The organism is Hoeflea phototrophica DFL-43 (assembly GCF_000154705.2).
In the GTDB taxonomy this organism is placed as follows: Bacteria; Pseudomonadota; Alphaproteobacteria; order Rhizobiales; family Rhizobiaceae; genus Hoeflea; species Hoeflea phototrophica.
Genome location: NZ_CM002917.1, coordinates 3,231,706 through 3,250,595, shown reverse-complemented (window position 1 = coordinate 3,250,595; position 18,890 = coordinate 3,231,706). Strand labels below are relative to the sequence as shown.

The 18,890-nt window shown below is 59.8% G+C and carries 18 protein-coding genes; 6 read left to right on the top strand and 12 right to left on the bottom strand.

Translation table 11 applies throughout. The features are described 5' to 3' along the window. Positions 1 to 97 precede the first annotated feature (97 nt). Entirely contained in the window at positions 98 to 403 is a 306-nt protein-coding gene (locus tag HPDFL43_RS15400; RefSeq protein WP_007198308.1) for a GIY-YIG nuclease family protein, read from the top strand. Positions 404 to 542: 139 nt separating this feature from the next. On the opposite strand, the gene HPDFL43_RS15395 is transcribed toward HPDFL43_RS15400, so the two are convergent. From HPDFL43_RS15395 to HPDFL43_RS15360, 8 genes are all read right to left on the bottom strand, one after another. Continuing rightward, positions 543 to 1,505 carry a methyltetrahydrofolate cobalamin methyltransferase gene (locus HPDFL43_RS15395; RefSeq protein WP_007198307.1) on the bottom strand — a complete coding sequence of 321 codons (963 nt, stop codon included), beginning with the start codon at positions 1,503 to 1,505 and terminating at the stop codon, positions 543 to 545. A 77-nt stretch (positions 1,506 to 1,582) separates the two neighbouring features. Further along, positions 1,583 to 2,725, bottom strand: coding sequence for a methylenetetrahydrofolate reductase (locus HPDFL43_RS15390; protein WP_040449276.1), 1,143 nt, complete (start codon positions 2,723 to 2,725; stop codon positions 1,583 to 1,585). Beyond that, on the bottom strand, positions 2,722 to 3,312 hold the full coding sequence (locus HPDFL43_RS15385) for a methylenetetrahydrofolate reductase C-terminal domain-containing protein (RefSeq protein ID WP_007198305.1): 591 nt from the start codon (positions 3,310 to 3,312) through the stop codon (positions 2,722 to 2,724). Before HPDFL43_RS15385 ends, HPDFL43_RS15390 begins: the two co-directional genes overlap by 4 nt. Then, entirely contained in the window at positions 3,305 to 3,610 is a 306-nt protein-coding gene (locus HPDFL43_RS15380) for a virulence factor (RefSeq protein ID WP_040449275.1), read from the bottom strand. The genes HPDFL43_RS15385 and HPDFL43_RS15380 overlap by 8 nt, the downstream gene beginning before the upstream one ends. 142 nt (positions 3,611 to 3,752) lie before the next feature. Continuing rightward, positions 3,753 to 4,523, bottom strand: a complete 771-nt coding sequence (locus HPDFL43_RS15375) for a formyltransferase family protein (protein ID WP_007198303.1) — start codon at positions 4,521 to 4,523, stop codon at positions 3,753 to 3,755. Positions 4,524 to 4,589: 66 nt separating this feature from the next. Then, positions 4,590 to 5,234 (bottom strand): exopolysaccharide biosynthesis protein, encoded by a 645-nt coding sequence (locus HPDFL43_RS15370; protein ID WP_007198302.1) that lies wholly within the window; start codon positions 5,232 to 5,234, stop codon positions 4,590 to 4,592. Positions 5,235 to 5,356: 122 nt separating this feature from the next. Beyond that, positions 5,357 to 5,974 carry a DUF1638 domain-containing protein gene (locus HPDFL43_RS15365; protein WP_040449274.1) on the bottom strand — a complete coding sequence of 206 codons (618 nt, stop codon included), beginning with the start codon at positions 5,972 to 5,974 and terminating at the stop codon, positions 5,357 to 5,359. A gap of 103 nt (positions 5,975 to 6,077) precedes the next feature. Beyond that, the gene (locus tag HPDFL43_RS15360) at positions 6,078 to 6,779 is read right to left on the bottom strand and encodes a corrinoid protein (protein WP_007198300.1); all 702 of its coding nucleotides are present in this window, start codon (positions 6,777 to 6,779) and stop codon (positions 6,078 to 6,080) included. A gap of 266 nt (positions 6,780 to 7,045) precedes the next feature. Between HPDFL43_RS15360 and HPDFL43_RS15355 the strand changes: the two genes are divergently transcribed. The 4 genes from HPDFL43_RS15355 (at position 7,046) to HPDFL43_RS15340 (ending at position 12,064) form a co-directional block, all read left to right on the top strand. After that, a complete protein-coding gene (locus HPDFL43_RS15355) occupies positions 7,046 to 8,617 on the top strand; it encodes a trimethylamine methyltransferase family protein (protein WP_040450322.1) in 1,572 nt (523 codons plus the stop codon). A 100-nt stretch (positions 8,618 to 8,717) separates the two neighbouring features. Next, positions 8,718 to 9,419: a 4Fe-4S dicluster domain-containing protein gene (locus HPDFL43_RS15350; RefSeq protein WP_007198298.1), complete on the top strand. Its 702-nt coding sequence runs from the start codon at positions 8,718 to 8,720 to the stop codon at positions 9,417 to 9,419. Between the two features lie 72 nt (positions 9,420 to 9,491). Continuing rightward, the gene (locus HPDFL43_RS15345) at positions 9,492 to 10,058 is read left to right on the top strand and encodes an RNA polymerase sigma factor (protein WP_040450321.1); all 567 of its coding nucleotides are present in this window, start codon (positions 9,492 to 9,494) and stop codon (positions 10,056 to 10,058) included. Beyond that, the gene (locus tag HPDFL43_RS15340) at positions 10,058 to 12,064 is read left to right on the top strand and encodes a vWA domain-containing protein (protein WP_007198296.1); all 2,007 of its coding nucleotides are present in this window, start codon (positions 10,058 to 10,060) and stop codon (positions 12,062 to 12,064) included. Before HPDFL43_RS15345 ends, HPDFL43_RS15340 begins: the two co-directional genes overlap by 1 nt. 95 nt (positions 12,065 to 12,159) lie before the next feature. Here the strand turns inward: HPDFL43_RS15340 and bmt are convergent, their stop codons facing one another. The 4 genes from bmt to HPDFL43_RS15320 all read right to left on the bottom strand — a co-directional run bounded on the left by bmt (position 12,160) and on the right by HPDFL43_RS15320 (position 16,368). After that, the gene (gene bmt / locus HPDFL43_RS15335; protein ID WP_007198295.1) at positions 12,160 to 13,170 is read right to left on the bottom strand and encodes a betaine--homocysteine S-methyltransferase; all 1,011 of its coding nucleotides are present in this window, start codon (positions 13,168 to 13,170) and stop codon (positions 12,160 to 12,162) included. A gap of 155 nt (positions 13,171 to 13,325) precedes the next feature. Then, entirely contained in the window at positions 13,326 to 14,381 is a 1,056-nt protein-coding gene (locus HPDFL43_RS15330; protein WP_007198294.1) for a quaternary amine ABC transporter ATP-binding protein, read from the bottom strand. After that, positions 14,374 to 15,261, bottom strand: coding sequence for an ABC transporter permease (locus HPDFL43_RS15325; protein WP_040449273.1), 888 nt, complete (start codon positions 15,259 to 15,261; stop codon positions 14,374 to 14,376). The genes HPDFL43_RS15330 and HPDFL43_RS15325 overlap by 8 nt, the downstream gene beginning before the upstream one ends. 99 nt (positions 15,262 to 15,360) lie before the next feature. Further along, positions 15,361 to 16,368: an ABC transporter substrate-binding protein gene (locus tag HPDFL43_RS15320; protein ID WP_007198292.1), complete on the bottom strand. Its 1,008-nt coding sequence runs from the start codon at positions 16,366 to 16,368 to the stop codon at positions 15,361 to 15,363. A gap of 1,054 nt (positions 16,369 to 17,422) precedes the next feature. Here HPDFL43_RS15320 and HPDFL43_RS15310 point away from each other — a divergent pair. Continuing rightward, positions 17,423 to 18,889 carry a cobyric acid synthase gene (locus tag HPDFL43_RS15310; RefSeq protein ID WP_040449271.1) on the top strand — a complete coding sequence of 489 codons (1,467 nt, stop codon included), beginning with the start codon at positions 17,423 to 17,425 and terminating at the stop codon, positions 18,887 to 18,889. The last annotated feature ends 1 nt before the right edge of the window (position 18,890 follow it).

Genomic DNA, 18,890 nt, shown 5'->3' with positions numbered 1-18,890 from the left:
ACCATTTTGCAATCGAGGTGCGGCGTTTTATACTGTCCCTCATCCTGAGGTGCGAGCTCCGAAGGGGCGAGCCTCGAAGGGCGAGGGGCAGGGCAGGATGGTCGAGGCAACTGTTTACATTCTTCGCTGTGCGGATGGCAGCTATTATACTGGATTGACCAAGCAGGCGGTTGAGGCCCGAGTATGGGAGCATAACAATCTGCCGAGCGAGACCAGCTATACGGCCAAGCGACGACCGGTCGAACTGGTGTTTTCCGAGACCTACGATCTTATTGTCGACGCAATCGCCCGCGAGCGGCAGATCAAGGGGTGGTCGAGGCGCAAAAAGGAAGCCCTGATCGCTCAGAATTATGAAGGATTGCCGGAGCTTTCGCGCCGCGGGCATCTTGTCCCAAAAACATAGCCTGAAGTGGCCCACACCCTCGCCCTTCGAGGCTCGCCCCTTCGGAGCTCGCACCTCAGGGTGAGGGAGTGGGAGCGACCTTGTCTCAATCGCCGTTTGGAAACAATGGTTTGCCAGATTCATGATCCAATGGTTTGGCTTACGCCCCGCCCGATCTTCCGGCGCGACCGCCGCGGCGGCGTCCGCCATCGCCGCCGGAGGGGGCTGTGGACTGCGGGGCGGGGGCGGAGCCGGCCACATGGGGCTGGTAGTCCTTGTAGGTCTTGATCCAGTTCATGCAATTGGGGTCGGTGCCGTTCAAGACATTGGCGGCGCGCACGGCTTCCATTTCCTGCGGGCGGCAGGGGTTCATGATCGCCGACGTCATGCCGGCGCCGATCACCATGGGGATGAAACCGGCGTTGATGCCGTGGCGGTGGGGCAGGCCAAAGGAGACGTTGGAAAGGCCGCAGGTGGTGTTGACCTTGAGCTCATGGCGCAGACGGTGCAGCAGTGCGAAGACCTGCTGGCCGGCGGTGCCCATCGCGCCAATCGGCATGACCAGCGGATCAACCACGATGTCGTAAGGCTTGATGCCGAAATCGGCGGCGCGTTCGACAATCTTCTTGGCAACGGCGAAACGCACGTCCGGGTCTTCAGAGATGCCGGTTTCGTCGTTGGAGATTGCCACCACCGGGACGTCGTATTTCTTGCAAAGCGGCAGGATGGCTTCGAGTTTTTCCTCTTCGCCGGTGACGGAATTGACCAGCGGCCGGCCCTTGGCGACCTTCAGCGCGGCTTCGATCGCAGCGGTGACCGAGCTGTCGATCGAAAGTGGTACGTCGACCAGATCCTGAACGATTTCAAGTGTTTGGACCAGAAGCCCGGGCTCGGTCTCGTTCGGGTTGACCGAGGTCACGCCGGCATTGACGTCGAGCATGGTTGCGCCTGCGGCAACCTGGGCCAGGGCATCCTTGATGACCGTTTCGAAATTGCCTTCCACCATTTCGGCTGCCAGTTTCTTGCGGCCGGTCGGGTTGATGCGTTCGCCGATCACGCAGAAGGGCTGATCAAAACCGATGATCACTTCTTTAGTGGCGGAGGCGACGATGGTGCGGGTCATGTTTGATCCTTGCAGTGAAGACATAAAGAATTGTTTATGTGGTTATACGAATTTCCGCGGCGATGCAAGTCACGGTGCTATTCCTGCGTGTCCGGCTCGCTTGCGGCACCGGCCATTTCATGGAGCAGATGCTTGGGCTCTTCAAGGATTTCCTCCATCCGTGCCGCGACCATTTCATCCATGGATGTGGGCTCCTTGGTCCAGGGCCGCCGACCCTTGAGCACACCTGACTCGTGGACGATCTCGGCAACGAATTCCTCCTGCCGGTAGGCCATGACATGGATCCCGGACACGCCTTCGATTTCCTTGACCTCATTGATGATGTCAATGCAGATGCGCTTGCCTTCGGCCTTCTGGTCCTTGGCGCCTTCGAGGCGCTCGATGATCGTGTCGGGGATGTGAACACCGGGAACATTCGAGCGCATCCAGCGCGCGGTGCGGGCCGAGGCGAGCGGACCGACGCCACACAGAATGAAGCATTCCTTGTCGAGGCCCATGTCGCGCACCTGCTGCATGTAGTTCCTGATGTTCCCATGTTCAGGAACTACCTGCTGCATGTAGTTCCTGAACATGGGAACATCGTAGCAATATTGGCTTTGCACGAACTGCGCGCCGGCGGCGATCTTCTTGGCGAGGCGATGAACACGGAAATCCTGGGGGGGCGCAAATGGATTGATGGCAGCACCCAGAAACACCGTCGGTGGGCTGGTCAGTTTACGGCCCGAAAGGAATTTCGAATTGTCGCGCATAATGCGGATGGTTTCGAGCAGCGACATGCAGTCGAGATCGAACACCGGCTTGGCGCCAGGTTGGTCACCGGCCTGCACACCGTCGCCGGTCAAGCACAGGATGTTCTGCACGCCCATGGCCGAGGCCCCAAGAACGTCACCCTGAATGGCGATGCGGTTCTTGTCGCGGCAGGAAATCTGCATGATCGGGGCGTAGCCCATGCGGGTCAGCAATGCACAGATGCCGACCGAGGACATGTGCGCGTTGGCACCGGAGGCATCGACGGCGTTGATACCGTCAACCCAGCCATCAAAAATCGCCGCGCGTTCGTAGACATCCTGCGGGTTGGCGCTGTCGGGCGGATTGAGTTCGGCGGTGACAGCGAATTCGCCACGGCGCAGAATCCGTTCCAGGCGTCCGAGGGACGAATGTCCCGGCAAAGGTTCGAGCAGGGCACTGGGATCGTTGGGGTTGGTGTCCGCCTGATTCATTGGACTGTTTCCGGCTGGGCAACTGCGTCGCGCTCAGCTGCGGCGTTGGCGGTGACACGCAGCCAGGACGAGGTTTCGCGCAGCGACTGATCGACAGGCTTCTGTACGGCCAGGATCTTGTCGCGCCCTTCCATCTTCTGGGCGCCGGACCAGGCCTGCACCCAGACGCAGGGCATATCAGGCTCGACTTCGCAATTGCCATTGGCACGAACCCCGCCGCAGGGGCCGTTGCGCAACTGCTTGGGGCAGTTCATCGGACACGACATGCCGGTCGAGGACAGCACGCACTGGCCGCACATCCGGCAATCGAACAGGAAGCCCTTGACGTGCTTCTCGATGAATTTGACCGGCGCTTCGGCGCGCTGGTAGCCGACCGCTTTCCACATCGGGTGCAGCATCAGAAAGACATTGGCAAAGCGCTCGTAGAACCATTCGAGCGCACGCGATTGCCGCACGGCCCAAAGCCGCACTGCAAATCTGCGCGAATTTCGGCCGGTGGCGGACACCCCGGAGGGTTTGTAGGCCGTCTTCGGTGCGGTTTTCCGGTTGAGTACGGCCTGGGTAAACCGTGGTGGAACGTCAGTCATCGCTCTCCTTGCCGCCACCCTTGACCAGGGCAACGAGGCGCTCCTTGTCATAGGTTGCTTCCAATTCGGCTGCGGCCTTCTCGGCCTCGCCCTCCAGGTCATCGGAGACTTCCACCGGATCGGCCCGGCGCCAGTCGTCCAGGTAGTCATCGGTTTCGGCGGCGCCGGTCCGCATGGCGCACATGTCGATCGCTTCGGTGAAGCGCAAGGACAGTTCGCGCTTTGCTGTCGCGCGTCCTTTCTTGACGATCACCTGAGCGGGAATGTCGCGCCAATAGACGATGATGAGGTTGGCCATGAAGTTCTCCTTGGAAGATACAATGCGCATGGTGATTTCCGGCCGCTTCGCTCACGACGACGCGCGGCGCGTCAAAAGCGACCTGACTTGAACCCCGAAGGGTATGGCGATGATATAGCGTGTTTGAGATGAGCTGTGCGGGCTACCAGATGCGTTTGGTCAGCCCGGTCCACAGGTAAGTCCAGATTGGCGGGTGAAACCGCTGAACCGATGGCAGCTCGCTGTTCCTCGGGGCGAGCTTGCCGCCAAGAGCGTCTTCGACCGCCTGGACGGCGATCTCGCGGGAACCGGCGGCCATCGCCATGGCGTCGCTCAGCAAGGTGTCACGCTGATCCGGCTTGAGGAAGGCCTGATAGAGAATGTCACCGGTGTCGACACCTGCGTCGACCAGATGCACGGTGGTGCCGTAATTGGCGTCGTCGCCGCTGGCGCGGGCCCACCAGCCGCCGGCAAGGCCGCGATATTTGGGGTTGATGCCCGAATGGTAGTTCAGCACCGGGCAGGTGATGGCTGCAAGTGTCTTGCGGCCGAGCATGCGGCAACTGGCCAGGAACACCACATCGGGCTTGGTTTCAGCAATCAGGGCCAGGCAATCCTCCCCATTGGCGGAGGAGATCTCTGTGAGCTTCACATCCTTTGACGGTTTGGTCTCCAGCTTGTGAGCGGAGATGAGCTCGGCCTCGCGGGCGCGGACAAAGCGTTTGCCGAAGCGGGACACTGTCATGGTGAGAAACTGACCGCCGGTCTGCCACCAGCCGATCTTGCGTGCGCGTCGCTTGAGGAACAGCGCCTTGGATTCGGGCTGTTCAAGGGCCACTTCGACGCCGCCGAAATGTGCCGACAAAGCGTTGATGATGATCCAGGGGTAGGGGCCACCTGCGGTGATCACGAGAATTCGGGGGGGCTTTGCCATTCGAGCTCCTTGCGGTTCAAGCGCCTACTGTAAGCGTGAGCCGGTTAAGAAGCGGCTATTGCCTCGTCAAAACAGCATTGTGAGCAAGGCGCCTGTGGCGGTGATGACCAGTGTCGCCACCGCAATGGACACGAACCCGATCAGCACGCCGACCGCCAGGCAATTGCCGTCGCGCTCTGTATGGGCGACGCCCAAGACTGCAACGGCGAAGGCGGGGAGCCAGTTGCCAAAGGGGATCGGCAGAACGCAGATGATTGCGAGAAGCAGGGCAAAAATGCCGAAGAGGCGTTCGCGCACCGCACCATCCAGCGGCCAGTTGCGTGGTCTGACCCAGTTTTCCGCGCTGCGCAGCCATGGGGAAACCTTTGCCACCATGCGCTGGAACGTGGCGCGGTCAATGGCGTAATCGGCAATGGCGCGCGGCAGCCAGACTTTCTGGTAGCCGATCACCACCTGCCAGGCGACGAAGATCATCGGAAGGCCGAGCACCATGGTGGCACCGGGCGGCAGGGGGATCAGATTGGGAAGCGCAAAGACCAGCAGAAATGCGCCGAAAGAGCGGTCATCCAGTGCCGTGGCGATCTCGCGCATGGTGATCCGCTCCTGCGACTCGCGTGCCAGACGCTCAAGCAGTTCGGAGAGCTTTTCGGGATGCTTGGTGCCGCTGGCGGCGACTGACGGAACGGCGGATGCGGTGGATTGCGGACTCACTGAGAAATACCCTAGCTGCGACTGGATCTTATCTAAGCACGGATTGCTGAAAATTTATGGCAGGCTGGGATTATATTTTCTGGGTGGCTCCTAGCTGACGTCTTCGTCGGCCAAGATCGGAGTCAAAGCTCCGAAAGCGCGATGGCCAGATCTCCATAGCCCGTCAGGCGGCGCTCATAGGGCAAGCCCAACCGGTTGGCGGCATCCCGGGCCTTATGTTCAAGCTCCGGATCGTCGGTCTGGGCGAGATAGAGCGCGCGTTCATAATGTCCGAAATAGGTGTCGCGCAGTTCAGGAAAACGATCAAGGCCCAATGGTCTGATCAGGAACGCCTCGAAATGCCGGGCCAGGAAATCGGTGATGAAGAAGGTGGTCATCATTGCATCGCCTTCAGCTTTGAAAGCTTCGTTGCCGACATAGAATGAAAAGCAATGGGGGCCCTCGATCCGCTCGACCCCATGGTCCTTGCAGACCCGGTCGAGTGCGCCGCCCGTGCCGCAATCGGCATAGCCGATAAAGATGTTGTCAAAACCCTCCTGCCTGGCCTGAAGAATGGCGCGTTCGACCGCGGGGGCAATTCGCTCCGGATGATGATGAAAATTCGCATCGACGCATTTGAGATCGATGTGGTCCTGGCCGAGCTGGGCGTTCACAGCCAGAACCTCGCGCGCGATCATGCCACAGGCGATGACCCGCACTCGCCGGGAGGATCTGGCACGTTTCGGGGCTTGCTGCTTCATGGGTGCAACCCTTCGCAGTCCGCAATGACACCGGTCGCGCCTGCGCTCGCAATCTCAGCGAGCAAGCGCAGGCGGTAATCGGCTTGACCGGCCGGTCTGTTGATCAGGCGCCGGCCGCGAGCTGGTTGTGACGGCGCTTGATCAGGTCCTTGGCGGTTTCCACAGCAACGGCGGCATCGCGGCAATAGGCATCTGCACCGACGGCCTTGCCGAATTCCTCATTGAGCGGCGCGCCGCCCACGAGAACGATATAATCGTCGCGGATGCCCTTTTCCTTCATGGTGTCGATGACGACCTTCATGTAGGGCATGGTGGTGGTCAGAAGCGCCGACATGCCGAGAATATCGGGCTTTTCGCGCTCGATCGCCTCGATGTAGTTTTCGACCGGATTGTTGATCCCCAGATCGATCACGTCGAAGCCAGCGCCTTCCATCATCATGCCGACAAGGTTCTTGCCGATGTCGTGGATGTCGCCCTTGACAGTGCCGATGACCATCTTGCCAAGCTTTGGTGCGCCGGTTTCGGCGAGCAGCGGACGCAGGATGAACATGCCGGCCTTCATCGCGTTGGCGCTCATCAGCACCTCGGGGACAAAGAGGATACCGTCGCGGAAGTCTTCGCCGACAATGCGCATTCCTTCGACCAGCGCCTGGGTCAGGACCTCGTAGGGCGTCCAGCCGCGCTCGAGAAGAATTTTCGTGCCTTCCTCGATTTCTTCCTTGAGCCCGTCATACAGATCATCGTGCATCTGTTGGACAAGTTCATCATCGGAAAGCTCGGAAAGGATGATTTCATCGTCAGACATGGGTTTCTCCCTCGTTATCCTGACCAGCCGTCCAGCGCACCAGACCTAGTCTGCATAGCGATATAGACGTTTGTTTGCAAAAAGTTCCTTGATAGCGACGTGCGAAACATAAATTGCGACGGGGACGACATGCCGGGTATTCCTTGAGCGCCAAGGCTTGGCGCATAGAGGCAGGTGCGTCGATTGGTTTTGGATAGCATGTCGTTATGGGCGCGATTGGGCGCAAAACCAGATCATGCAGGCATTTCATGGAAGATTCAGACACGATGTCCCTCACCGAATCAGCCCCGGAAGCACAGCCGGAGGCCACTTCCGGGCGGCGTGGCCGCGGCGCCGCGGCACGGCGCGCGCAGCGTTCAGGCGGCGGTCCTGGCATTTCGATGCCATTCATCACGCGCAAGCTGGGCGTCTACGAGGTTCTTGACGAGGAAGGGCTCAGCCTGATCGAGCGCAATGCCGACAAGATCCTCGAGGAGATCGGCATCGAGTTTCGCGACGATGCGGAAGCGCTGGCCCTGTGGCGCGAGGCGGGTGCGGATGTGAAGGGTGAGCGGGTGCGCTTTCCCAAGGGCCTGTGCCGCGAGCTGCTCAAGACCGCGCCCGAGGTGTTCACCCAGCATGCGCGAAATCCGGCACGCTCGGTGCAGATCGGCGGCAAGGCGACCGTGTTCGCGCCGGTCTATGGTCCGCCCTTCGTTCGCGATCTTGACGGCGAGCGCCGCTACGCGACGATCGAGGATTTCCGCAATTTCGTGAAGCTGGCCTATATGGCGCCGTCGCTGCATCACTCGGGCGGCACCGTGTGCGAGCCGGTCGATGTGCCAGTCAACAAGCGCCACTTCGATATGGTCTACAGCCATATGAAATACAGCGACAAGCCGTTCATGGGATCCGTGACCGCGCCCGAGCGGGCCGAAGATACGATCGAGATGTGCAAGATCCTGTTCGGTGCGGATTTTGTTGACCAGAACTGCGTGACGCTCAACCTGATCAATGCCAACTCGCCGATGGTGTTTGACGAAACCATGGTGGGCGCGCTCAAGGTCTATGCGCGCAACAACCAGGCCTGCGTCGTGTCGCCGTTCATCCTGGCCGGTGCGATGAGCCCGGTGACCGTGACCGGCACACTGACACAGATTCTGGCGGAAGTGCTGGCGGGGGCTGCGTTCACGCAGTTGATCCGGCCCGGTGCGCCGGTGCTGTTCGGCACCTTTGCCGCCTCGATTTCAATGCAGTCGGGTGCGCCGACCTTCGGAACTCCCGAGCCTGCGCTGGTGTCTTACGGCGCTGCGCAACTGGCGCGGCGGCTGAAGATTCCGTTCCGGACCGGCGGATCGCTCTGCGGCTCCAAGGTGCCTGACGCACAGGCCGCGCATGAGAGTGCGTCTACGATCAGCATGACGCTTCTGGCAGGCACGAACTTCGCGCTGCATTCGGCCGGCTGGCTCGAAGGCGGGCTGGTCAGCTCCTATGAGAAGTTCATGATCGATGTCGATCAGCTGGGCATGCAGCAGCGCTTTGCCGAAGGCATTGATCTTTCGGAAACCGGCCAGGCGCTGGATGCCATTGCCGAAGTGGGCCCGGGCAATCACTATCTCGGCTGCGCCCATACCCAGGCCAACTTTCAACAGGCGTTTTACCGGTCCGCGCTGGCGGACAACAATTCCTACGAACAATGGCTTGCGGAAGGTGAAAAGCGGATCGAGGAACGCGCACGTGCGCTTTGCCGGTCCTGGCTCGACAGCTATGTCGCCCCGGAACTCGATCCGGCGATTGACGAGGCATTGCTTGCCTATATCACTGAACGCAAGGACTCGATGCCCGACGCATTCACCTGAACACAGCCCGATAAAGCCAGGGAGACAGGCGCACGGGACCAGGTAGCGGGCCTCATCCACAAAGAGGTCTGGCGCTCTGCGTTTCGTGACGGGGGCAAGAGTGGATAGGCCGCATCCGGGCGCCGCTGTTGCGGCTGCGCTGGAACCAAGCGGGCTGGTGCTGCGCGGATGGCTGGTTGCCGAGGCCGGCGCTGAACCTCTGCTGGCAAATGGAAAGCCTGCAAAGGCGATCTGTCTCATCGGCCATTTGGGCGGCGGGTTCTGGCCTGTTTTCTCGGCGTGGTGGCGCGAGCACCCGCGAGTTTCTGACCCGCTGGATAGCTGGTCCAAGGCGGTCATCGAACCGGTCGCCGCAGAGGCAGGCGGGCAGGCGGTGTTCCCGTCGGACCGGCCATGGCATCCGTTTCAGGCCTGGGCTATGAAGGCGGAGGCGCTGCGGTCCTCACCGCTTGGATTGCTCATTCATCCCGAGTTTGGCCTGTGGCACGGGTATCGCGGTGCGATCCTGTTTGCGGAGTCAGCGCTTGGGGATCGCGTCAGCGCCAAGAGCGCGATGGTGGGCCAAGCTTTCGTTCATCCCTGCGATGTCTGCTCAGACAAGCCTTGCTTGTCGGCATGCCCGGTCGGCGCGTTCAGTCCGGACGGGTTTGCTGTCAGCAACTGCCGCTCATACCTCAGGACAGAGGATGGGCAACAAGGCTGTATGGCATCGGGATGCCTTGCGCGTGAGGCCTGTCCTGTCGGGCGGTCGCACCGCTACAGTTCAGCCCAGCTTCAGTTCCATATGGCATCTTATTCATAATTTTGTGGCACAGCACCCAAGGATTGGCGGAGTTGTGCCGTCAAAGTTTCTATGATGGAGACGCGTGCCTGCATGAAACCACGGACCGGGACCGAAGAGCCGACGGATCAGGATTTGGCCGACCGAGCGTCTATTGGCGATCGGAATGCCTTTGCAATGCTGGTTGAGCGCCACTACGATTTTATTCATGGCGTGGCGTGGAAATGGTGCCGCGACCGGTCTGCTGCGGAAGATATTGCGCAGGATGTCTGTCTCAGACTTGGATTTGCGATCCGCACATGGCGCAAGGAGAGCGCGTTCACAACGTGGCTCTATCGCCTGATCATCAATGCGGCTCATGACCATGCCCGGTTCCTTGCCCGTGAGTTGCGCAAAGCGCAGGCTCTGGCGGTTCATGCCAATGCTCTGGGAGAGGAACTCGAGACCTATCAGCCCAGCCATAGCGATGCCGTCTGGGCAGCGGTCGGCACTTTGCCCGAGAAGCAGCGCGATGCGATGCTGCTGGTCTATGGCGAGGAGTTGAACCACGCCGATGCTGCCGCTGTCATGGGCTGCGCTGAATCCACGGTATCCTACCATCTGCACACTGCGCGGAAGCGGTTGAAAACGCTGCTGCAAACGTCTGGAGACGAGCAATGATGGACGACGATCTCAAAAGACTGGCGCGCAGTGCGCCACCCCCGCTGGAAGACGCAAAGCGCCAAGCGCTGCAAGCTGCGCTTCAGGCCTATGACAAATCAGGCGCAGAAAAAGCAATGGCGCCCAAAGGATCGCAAGCAGGCGGACGTCTCACTTCTATTGCAACCTCGATATGGAGTGGACTTATGAAACAGCGCTATATGGCGGGCACGGCCCTTGCCACGTTGATGATCCTGCCTGCGGCAGCCTATTTAACCTGGCAGTTTGCCCAGGATCAGAACGGCTTTGAGCCCAAGCTTCTGGCGCCTCTGGACTCAAGCAGATCCACCGATCCTGAATTGGCAATGGACAAACCATTGCCGCTCGCACCGCAGCAGGAGGAGCAGGAGCTGGTGGCGGCAGCGCCATTGCCCGAGGTTGCTGTTTCGCCGGCGCTGAAGTCTTCCCGCCAAGCCAATGACGCAGCGCGGCAGCGCTTTACCGGCCAGCCTGTTGGCGGTCTTGCGGGGCAGGGCCTGGCAGGACAGATCGATGGAGAATCCCTTCGTGGTGCGGACGGCGCCAATCCCGCGCCGGGGGCCGAAGCTGAGCGCGACCGGGTGGAGGGTTTCGACAGCAACGGCGTCAGGTCGGTGGCTGAATACCCGGTTTCCACCTTTTCCGCCGATGTCGACACGGCGTCCTACGCGATGGTGCGCCGGGCGCTTAAGCAGGGTGTGATGCCCGATCCGCGGACGGTCCGGATCGAGGAAATGGTCAATTACTTCAACTATGATTACCCTGCTCCGGAGAGTGTGGAGACGCCGTTCCGGGCAACTGTAACGGTTACGCCGACGCCGTGGAATGCCAACACCAGGCTTTTGCATATCGGTGTCAAAGGCTACGATGTTAAGCCCGCCGCGCGTCCGCAGGCCAATCTGGTGTTGCTTGTCGATGTTTCCGGTTCGATGCAGGAAACCGACAAGCTGCCCTTGCTCAAATCGGCGTTCCGGCTGCTGATCCAGAAGCTCGAGCCGGAAGACACCGTCTCAATCGTGACCTATGCAGGCGACGCGGGCACCGTGCTTGAGCCGACACCGGCCTCTGACAAGGCCAAGATCCTTGATGCGCTGGATGATCTGCGTCCCGGCGGGTCGACGGCAGGAGCTGCCGGAATCGAGGAGGCCTACCGGCTGGCTGAAAAGGCCCGCGTGAATGGTGGAGTCAACCGTGTGCTGCTTGCCACCGATGGCGATTTCAATGTCGGCGCCAGCGATGATGATGCGCTCAAAAGCCTGATCGAAGAGAAACGCGAGAGTGGGGTGTTCCTGTCGATCTTCGGCTTTGGGCAGGGCAACTACAATGATCAGCTGATGCAGACGCTGGCCCAGAACGGCAATGGCGTTGCCGCCTATATCGATACCCTGGCTGAAGCCGAGAAAACACTCGCGCAGGAAGCCACGGCGTCGCTGTTTCCGATTGCGTCGGATGTGAAGTTCCAGATCGAGTTCAATCCCGAGACAATCGCCGAATATCGCCAGATTGGGTTTGAGACGCGTGCGCTCTCCCGCGAGGATTTCAACAATGACCAGGTCGACGCCGGTGAGATCGGGTCTGGTCACACCGTGACCGCGATTTATGAGGTCACGCCGGTTGGCAGTCCCGCGATCCTCAACAGCGATCTGCGTTATGGTGCTGAGACGCCTGTTTCGGACGTGGCGCATGGCGACGAATTTGCGTTTCTCAAGATCAGAGCCAAGGTGCCCGGAGAAGAGGAAAGTTCGCTCACCGAAATCCCGGTGATGAAAGATGCCGAATTGACAAGTTTCTCCGCTGCGCCCCAGGATGTGCGGTTTTCCATCGCTGTTGCCGCTTTCGCACAGAAATTGCGCCGAATTCAGCAGGTCAACGGCTTCGGGTTCGATGCCATCGAAAGCATCGCATCGGATGCGCGCGGCGAGGATCCCTTCGGCTACCGCTCAGAGTTCCTGCAACTGGTGCGGCTGGCCAATGGTCTTGGCCGCTGATACATGCCGCGCTCTATTGGATGTGAGGCGCAGAAGATAGAAAAAGGCCGGAGCGTGAGCCCCGGCCATTTTCGATGTCTGCAGATTTCAAGCAATCAGCCCCGGCGGCCGCGACGCTCGCGCTTGGGGGCTGCGTTGTCGGTGGCAACCGTATTGCGCATCGGGCCGATGCGTTCGACGATTTCCTCAACTGTCGGGCGCGAAGCCTTTGAGTGGCTGTCGATGGCCTGGCGCATGGCGGCCAGATGTTCGCATGAGGTGCCGCAACAGCCGCCGATGATCTTGGCACCGCTGTCCATGGCCAGTCTCGCATAGTCAGCCATCAGCGGCGGTGTGCCGGAATAATGGATCTCGGTGCCGCGGAATTCGGGGATGCCGCAATTGCCCTTGACGATGACTATGGCTTCGGGATCGGCAGTGGTCATGTCGAGCAGCGAAGAGAGAATGTCGGACGCGCCGACGCCGCAATTGGCCCCGACCGCGAAGGGTCCCTGTTCAAGGTCCTTGGTGACGCCGTGAATGTCGCGCGGATGCAGGCCCATCATGGTCTTGCCAGCGGTGTCAAATGAGCCGGTGTAGGTGTAGGGCATGCCAATGCGGGTCGCGGCCTCTGCGGCTGCGCGGATTTCATCGACGGCGGACATGGTTTCAATCCAGATCACATCGACGCCGCCGGCCTTCAGGCCTTCGATCTGCTCAACAAAGGACGAAATGGCTTCGTCATAGGTGAGGGCGCCGAGAGGCACCAGAAGATCGCCGGTCGGGCCAACCGAGCCGGCGACGATCACCTTGCGCGGCGCCTTGTCGGCGACGGCGCGGGCGATTTCGCCTGCCTTCTTGTTGAGTTCGTGAACCCGGTCCTGTGCGTGATGCAGCTTGAGCCGGTTGCGGGTGCCGCCGAAGCTGTTGGTCAGGATGATGTCGGAGCCGGCATCGACAAAATCCTGATGCAGCTTGGTGATCTTGTGCTGTGCGCTCTCGTTCCAAAGTTCCGGCGCGTCGCCGGATTCGAGCCCCATGGCGAACAGGTTGGTGCCGGTGGCGCCATCGGCGAGAAGGACGCCTTTTTCTGCAAGCAGGTCGGCAAGCGGATTTGAAACGGACATGGAGTTCTCCTGTTGGTTGGCGAACGTATAAAGATATCTTTATATCAATGCAACAGGCATGAGGGATCAGCGTTAAAAAAGCCCCGCGGACGAAGGGATCGCTCGCGGGGCTTGTTGATGTCTTTGGTCCGCCGAAAACGGACCGGAGCACTGATCTAGGCCGCTGCTGATTCGTGATCGACCGGGGTCACCATGGCAGCGATCACTTCATTGATCGCCAATGTGCCAATCGGCTTGCCATTGTCATCGAGCACATGGGCTTCCGCCGCATTGCTGTCCGTCATGGTCCGGGCCGCAACTTCAAGCACTGTTCCTGAGGGAATCGGCATGCCCTTCGGTTCACCCTTGAGTTCGGTCATCACCATATCGACCGAGATGACCCGGCCGCGGTTGACCTCGCGCACGAAGCTCGAGATGTACTCGTCAGCGGGATGTAGCACGATTTCCTGCTTGGTGCCCTGCTGGACAACCTCGCCATCACGCAGAATGGCGATGCGGTCGCCCAGGCGCAGCGCCTCATCGAGATCGTGGGTGATGAAGACCACGGTCTTGCGGATTTCCTTCTGCAGATCCAGGAGCACCGACTGCATGTCCATGCGGATCAGCGGATCGAGCGCCGAGAAGGCTTCATCCATCAACAGGATCGGCGCGTCATTGGTCAGTGCGCGGGCAAGGCCGACGCGCTGCTGCATGCCGCCGGACAGCTGGTTGGGGTAGTTGTCCTCAAACCCATCCAGACCAACACGCGAAATCCACCGCCTGGCCTGTTTTTCCTGTTCTTCGCGGGGCACGCCCTGGATCTCCAGTCCGTAGACCGAGTTTTCGAGCACCGTGCGGTGGGGCAGAAGCGCGAACTTCTGAAACACCATCGCGGTCTTGTGGCGACGGAACTCGCGGAGTTCGATTTCGTTCATCTTGACCACATCTTCATCGCCGACGATGACCTCACCGGCGGTGGGATCGATCAACCGGTTGATGTGGCGGATCAGGGTGGATTTGCCGGAACCGGACAGGCCCATCACCACCTGGATGCCGCCACCCGGTATCTCGATGTTGATGTCCTTGAGGCCGAGCACATGATTGTGCTTTTCATTGAGCTCGGTCTTGGTCATGCCGCCTTTGACGGCGTCGATGTAGGCTTCCGGATTGGTTCCGAAAATTTTGTAGAGATTGCGGATGCTGATGCCGCTACCGATGGATTGCTCAGCCATGGACAATCTCCGTATGACGCTGAAGGCGCTTGCCATAGGCCTGACTGGCGCGGTCGAAAATGATGGCGACGCCGACGATGGCCAGGCCGTTGAGAACACCGAGGGTAAAATACTGGTTGTTGATGGCTCTGAGCACCTGTTGTCCCAAGCCCTGAACACCGACCATGGACGCAACCACTACCATGGCAAGCGCCATCATGATGGTCTGGTTGATGCCGGCCATGATTGTGGGCAGCGCAAGCGGCATCTGAACGTTCTTGAGGCGTTGCCAGTTGGATGATCCGAAAGCGTCGGCGGCTTCGAGGACATCCTTGTCGACAAGACGTATACCGAGATTGGTCAGCCGGATGATTGGCGGGATGGCGTAGATAATCACGGCAATCAGCCCGGGAACCTTGCCGATGCCGAACAGCATGATGACCGGGATCAGGTAAACGAAGCTCGGCATTGTCTGCATGATGTCGAGGATCGGGTTGAAAATGCTCTGGACCCGGTTTGACCGGGACATGCCGATGCCGATCGGGATCCCGAAGATGATGGCCAGTACCGTCGCAACAAATGTCATTGCGATGGTTTTCATCGTATCTTCCCACATGCCGAACAGGCCAATGGCTATCAGAACGACAATTGAGCCGACAACGATCTTCCAGGAACGGCTGGCAAGCCAGACCAGCACCGCAACGATGGCCAGGATAATCGGCCAAGGCGTATCGGTCATGAAATTTTCCGAGTTGATCAGAAACCATTTGACCGGTTCGAACAGCAGTTCGATCGACTCACCATACGCACGTGTAAATTCGCGGAATGCGCCATCCACCGTGAGGCGGATGTTGCGCAAGGTACTTGTTCCCAGATCGGGAAACTCAGTTAGCCATTCCATTGGCTACCCCCTGTCAGTTCTTTTCATTGGTTTTGTCGGCGTGTCCGGGGCCGAAAAAGAAGGGGGCGGTCTGAAACCGCCCCCTGGATGTTCAAAGGATCAAAGGGCTGCCTTGATCTTTTCTGCGGCTTCGGGCGAAACCCACTTGCCCCAGACGTCTTCATTGTTTTCCAGGAAGTAGTAAGCGGTATCTTCACCGGTTGCCTGGTTCTTGTCCTTCCAGGCCAGCAGCCCGTTGACGGTCTCGTTGGACCAGGCGCGGCCCTTGAGATAATCGATGGCCGGTCCAGCGCGCTTGGCAAAGTCAGCAGTCACAACTGTGTAGACTTCCGACTTGGGCCAGGCGTTCTTCTGCGGGTCAGCACATTCAGCGTCGACGATGCAGCCGTCCCATGATTCCTTGTCGAACTCGGCGTTGAAGCCCAGCAGGGTCATAGGGTAGTTGCCGAGAATGGCTGTCGGTGCCCAGTAGTAACCAAGCCAGCCTTCTTCCTTGTTGTAGGCATTGGCGATCGAGCCGTCGAGGCCAGCTGCCGAACCGGAGTCAACCAGGACGAAGCCCTTTTCCTCGGCGTCGTGCGCGCGGAAGAAGTTGGCAGTCGAGATCTGGCAGTTCCACCCCGACGGGCAGTTGTAGACGGCGCCCTTGGACGGATCTTCCGGAGCCGGGAAGAGATCCGGACGGGCAAGTGCGTCATCAATGGTCTTGATGTCAGGGTTGGCGTCGGCAATGTATTTGGGGATCCACCAGCCTTCGACACCGCCATCCGAAAGCGATTCGGCCGCATAGACCAGACGGCCTTCTTCAACGGCCTTGTCGAGCGGCTCACGCACCGCGTTGATCCAGGCTTCGGGGGCCACATCAGGCTCCCCTTTTTCCATCATCGAGGTCAGGGTCGGCATGGTGTCGCCCGGAACGAGCTCCACGTCACAGCCGTAACCTTCGGAAAGAATAATGTTGTCGATGTTTGCGAGAACTTCGGCAGATGCCCAGTTCATGTTGGCGACAGTCACGGTGCCGCATTCGCTGTGCGATGCCGCCTGTGCTGCGCCGGCAAAGCCCATTAGGCCTGCGGCGAGGACGGTGGAAGCGAGAAGCTTCTTCATATGTAAGACCTCCCAGTCTCATAGTGCAGTGTCTGTTTGAATGTTCGGTCAGTCCGGTCACTGCGCATTCCGGGTACCGATGGATTTGAAGGCAAGTTGCCACTCTGGCTTTGTTTATGCCGGAGTGCGCGCCGGATTCGACACAGCGGCAACGAAAAATGACTGAAGCTGCCTCGCGGAACTCTGTCGCAAGCCGGCGCCCAGTCGAAATGCCTGCTTGCAGGGTAAGGAGTTAGCGTCAGAAATCAACCGTGATGCCGATTTTTCACATTCCCCGGGGCAATCGGAATGCGCTGCGCTAAGGTAAGGTCTTGCAGTGCAATAATATGCCAGATTCATGATTGCTTAGGGATTCACTAACTCTCCGGTAACGATGTCCGGGTTACACATCTTCTCACGGCGGGGGACAACCGCTGAGCATCCCGGCCAAGGTACTGCGTACCGGGGTGTCGCGAACCTCGCGCGTAAATGTGGGGACGCCAAGCGTATTTTGGCAGGCCGTTCGGATTTCAGGGTCCGGACGGCCTTCGCATTTTGGGCTTTGTTCAGCGATCAACCCCACTGGATCTTGCTCAAAGCGCCACAACGAGAAAAGGCCGAACGGTTTGTCCGTCCGGCCTTGTGTGCAAATGTGGAACGCCGCATGAAATGGGCGTTGATATGTCAGTTCAGCCTGCCGACGAGGTCCGGATAAGGTTGTTGACCAAGCTGCGAAGCGGGCTTTTGGGACCCGTTTTTTCAGAGGGAAGCACGTTGTTCCAAGCGATTTGCACGCCGTTGGCGGAATTGAATACGTAAAGCATCGCGATGTCCTTCCTCTTGTCTGGCCACTGTCTGTCGGTGGGTTCGGTTTGAATGTCTCGATGGTGATCACCATCTGCCGGTGCTCTAGGCTTATTGGGTCTGCTGAGCTGCATTGAATACGCCGCGGCGTGTCGCATTTCAGATGCCGGAGACAAAACTTTCTCCAGTTTTGGGAATGTGATTAAGCGGCGGTTAACAAACGGCCTTTTTGCCCTTTTGCGGGCCGGTTGCGGGTGCTATCGAACAGGATATGACAAGGGCGTTAATGTTTCAGGGGACAGGCTCGGATGTCGGCAAAACCGTGCTGGTTGCGGGGTTTTGCCGGCTTGCGGCGAATCACGGGCTGAAAGTGCGTCCGTTCAAGCCGCAGAACATGTCCAACAATGCAGCAGTGGCCGATGACGGCGGTGAAATCGGGCGGGCGCAATGGTTGCAGGCCATGGCCTGCCGGACGCCAGCGAGCATTCACATGAACCCGGTCCTGCTCAAGCCGCAGTCGGAAACCGGCTCCCAGGTTGTCGTCCAGGGCAAGGTCACCGGCCACGCTCGCGGGCGGGATTACCAGACTCTCAAGCCCAAACTGATGGCGGCGGTAATGGACAGCTTTGGCCGCATAGGCGAGGACGCCGATCTGGTGCTGGTGGAGGGGGCTGGCTCCCCCGCCGAAATCAACCTCAGGGCGGGCGACATCGCCAATATGGGATTTGCGACATTGGCCAAGGTGCCGGTGGTGCTGGTGGGCGACATCGACCGTGGCGGCGTGATTGCATCCATCGTCGGCTCGCACACGATCCTGCCCGATGCCGACCGGGCAATGATTGCGGGCTACCTGATCAACAAGTTCCGCGGCGATGTGAGCCTGTTTGACGACGGCATCTCGGCGATCGAGGGATTTACCGGATGGCCCTGTTTCGGCGTTGTGCCCTGGCTCAAATCCGCAGCCCGTCTGCCGGCAGAGGATTCGGTGGCGCTCGAACGGCTTGTTCGTGGCAAGGCAGGAGCGCTCAAGATCGCGGTGCCGGTGCTGTCGCGGATCGCCAATTTCGATGATTTCGATCCGCTGCGCGCGGAGCCCGATGTGGAGCTGGTGTTTGTCAAACCCGGCGAGCGTCTGCCGGAGGATGCCGGGCTGGTGATTCTGCCCGGTTCGAAATCCACCATCGGAGACCTTGCCGATTTCCGCGGTCAGGGCTGGGATGCGGATCTTCAGGCGCATCATCGCCGTGGCGGGCGGATCATCGGGATTTGCGGCGGCTACCAGATGCTTGGCCGCATGGTGCGTGATCCGCTGGGTATTGAAGGCGCAGAGCCGGCCGCCGAAGGGCTCGGCCTGCTTGATATCTCGACAGAAATGGCGCCTGAGAAAACGGTTCGCAACATCGCCGCACGATCCGCACAAGGCGATCTGCCGCTTGAGGGTTACGAGATCCATCTGGGTGTCAGCCAGGGCCCGGACTGCGCCCGGCCGATGACCATTCTCGACGGACGGCCCGATGGTGCGACCTCGCCGGACGGTCGCGTCTCCGGGACCTATCTTCACGGGCTGTTCGGTTCGGATGCCTATCGCGCCGAATTGCTGAAGAGTTTCGGACTGACCGGTGGATTGCTGAACTACCGCGAAGATGTCGATGCGGCGCTCGACGATATTGCCGCGGAACTGGGCCGTTTGGTTGGATTTGAACGGATCATGGAGGCCAGCGGCGTCATTGGTCGTTGAT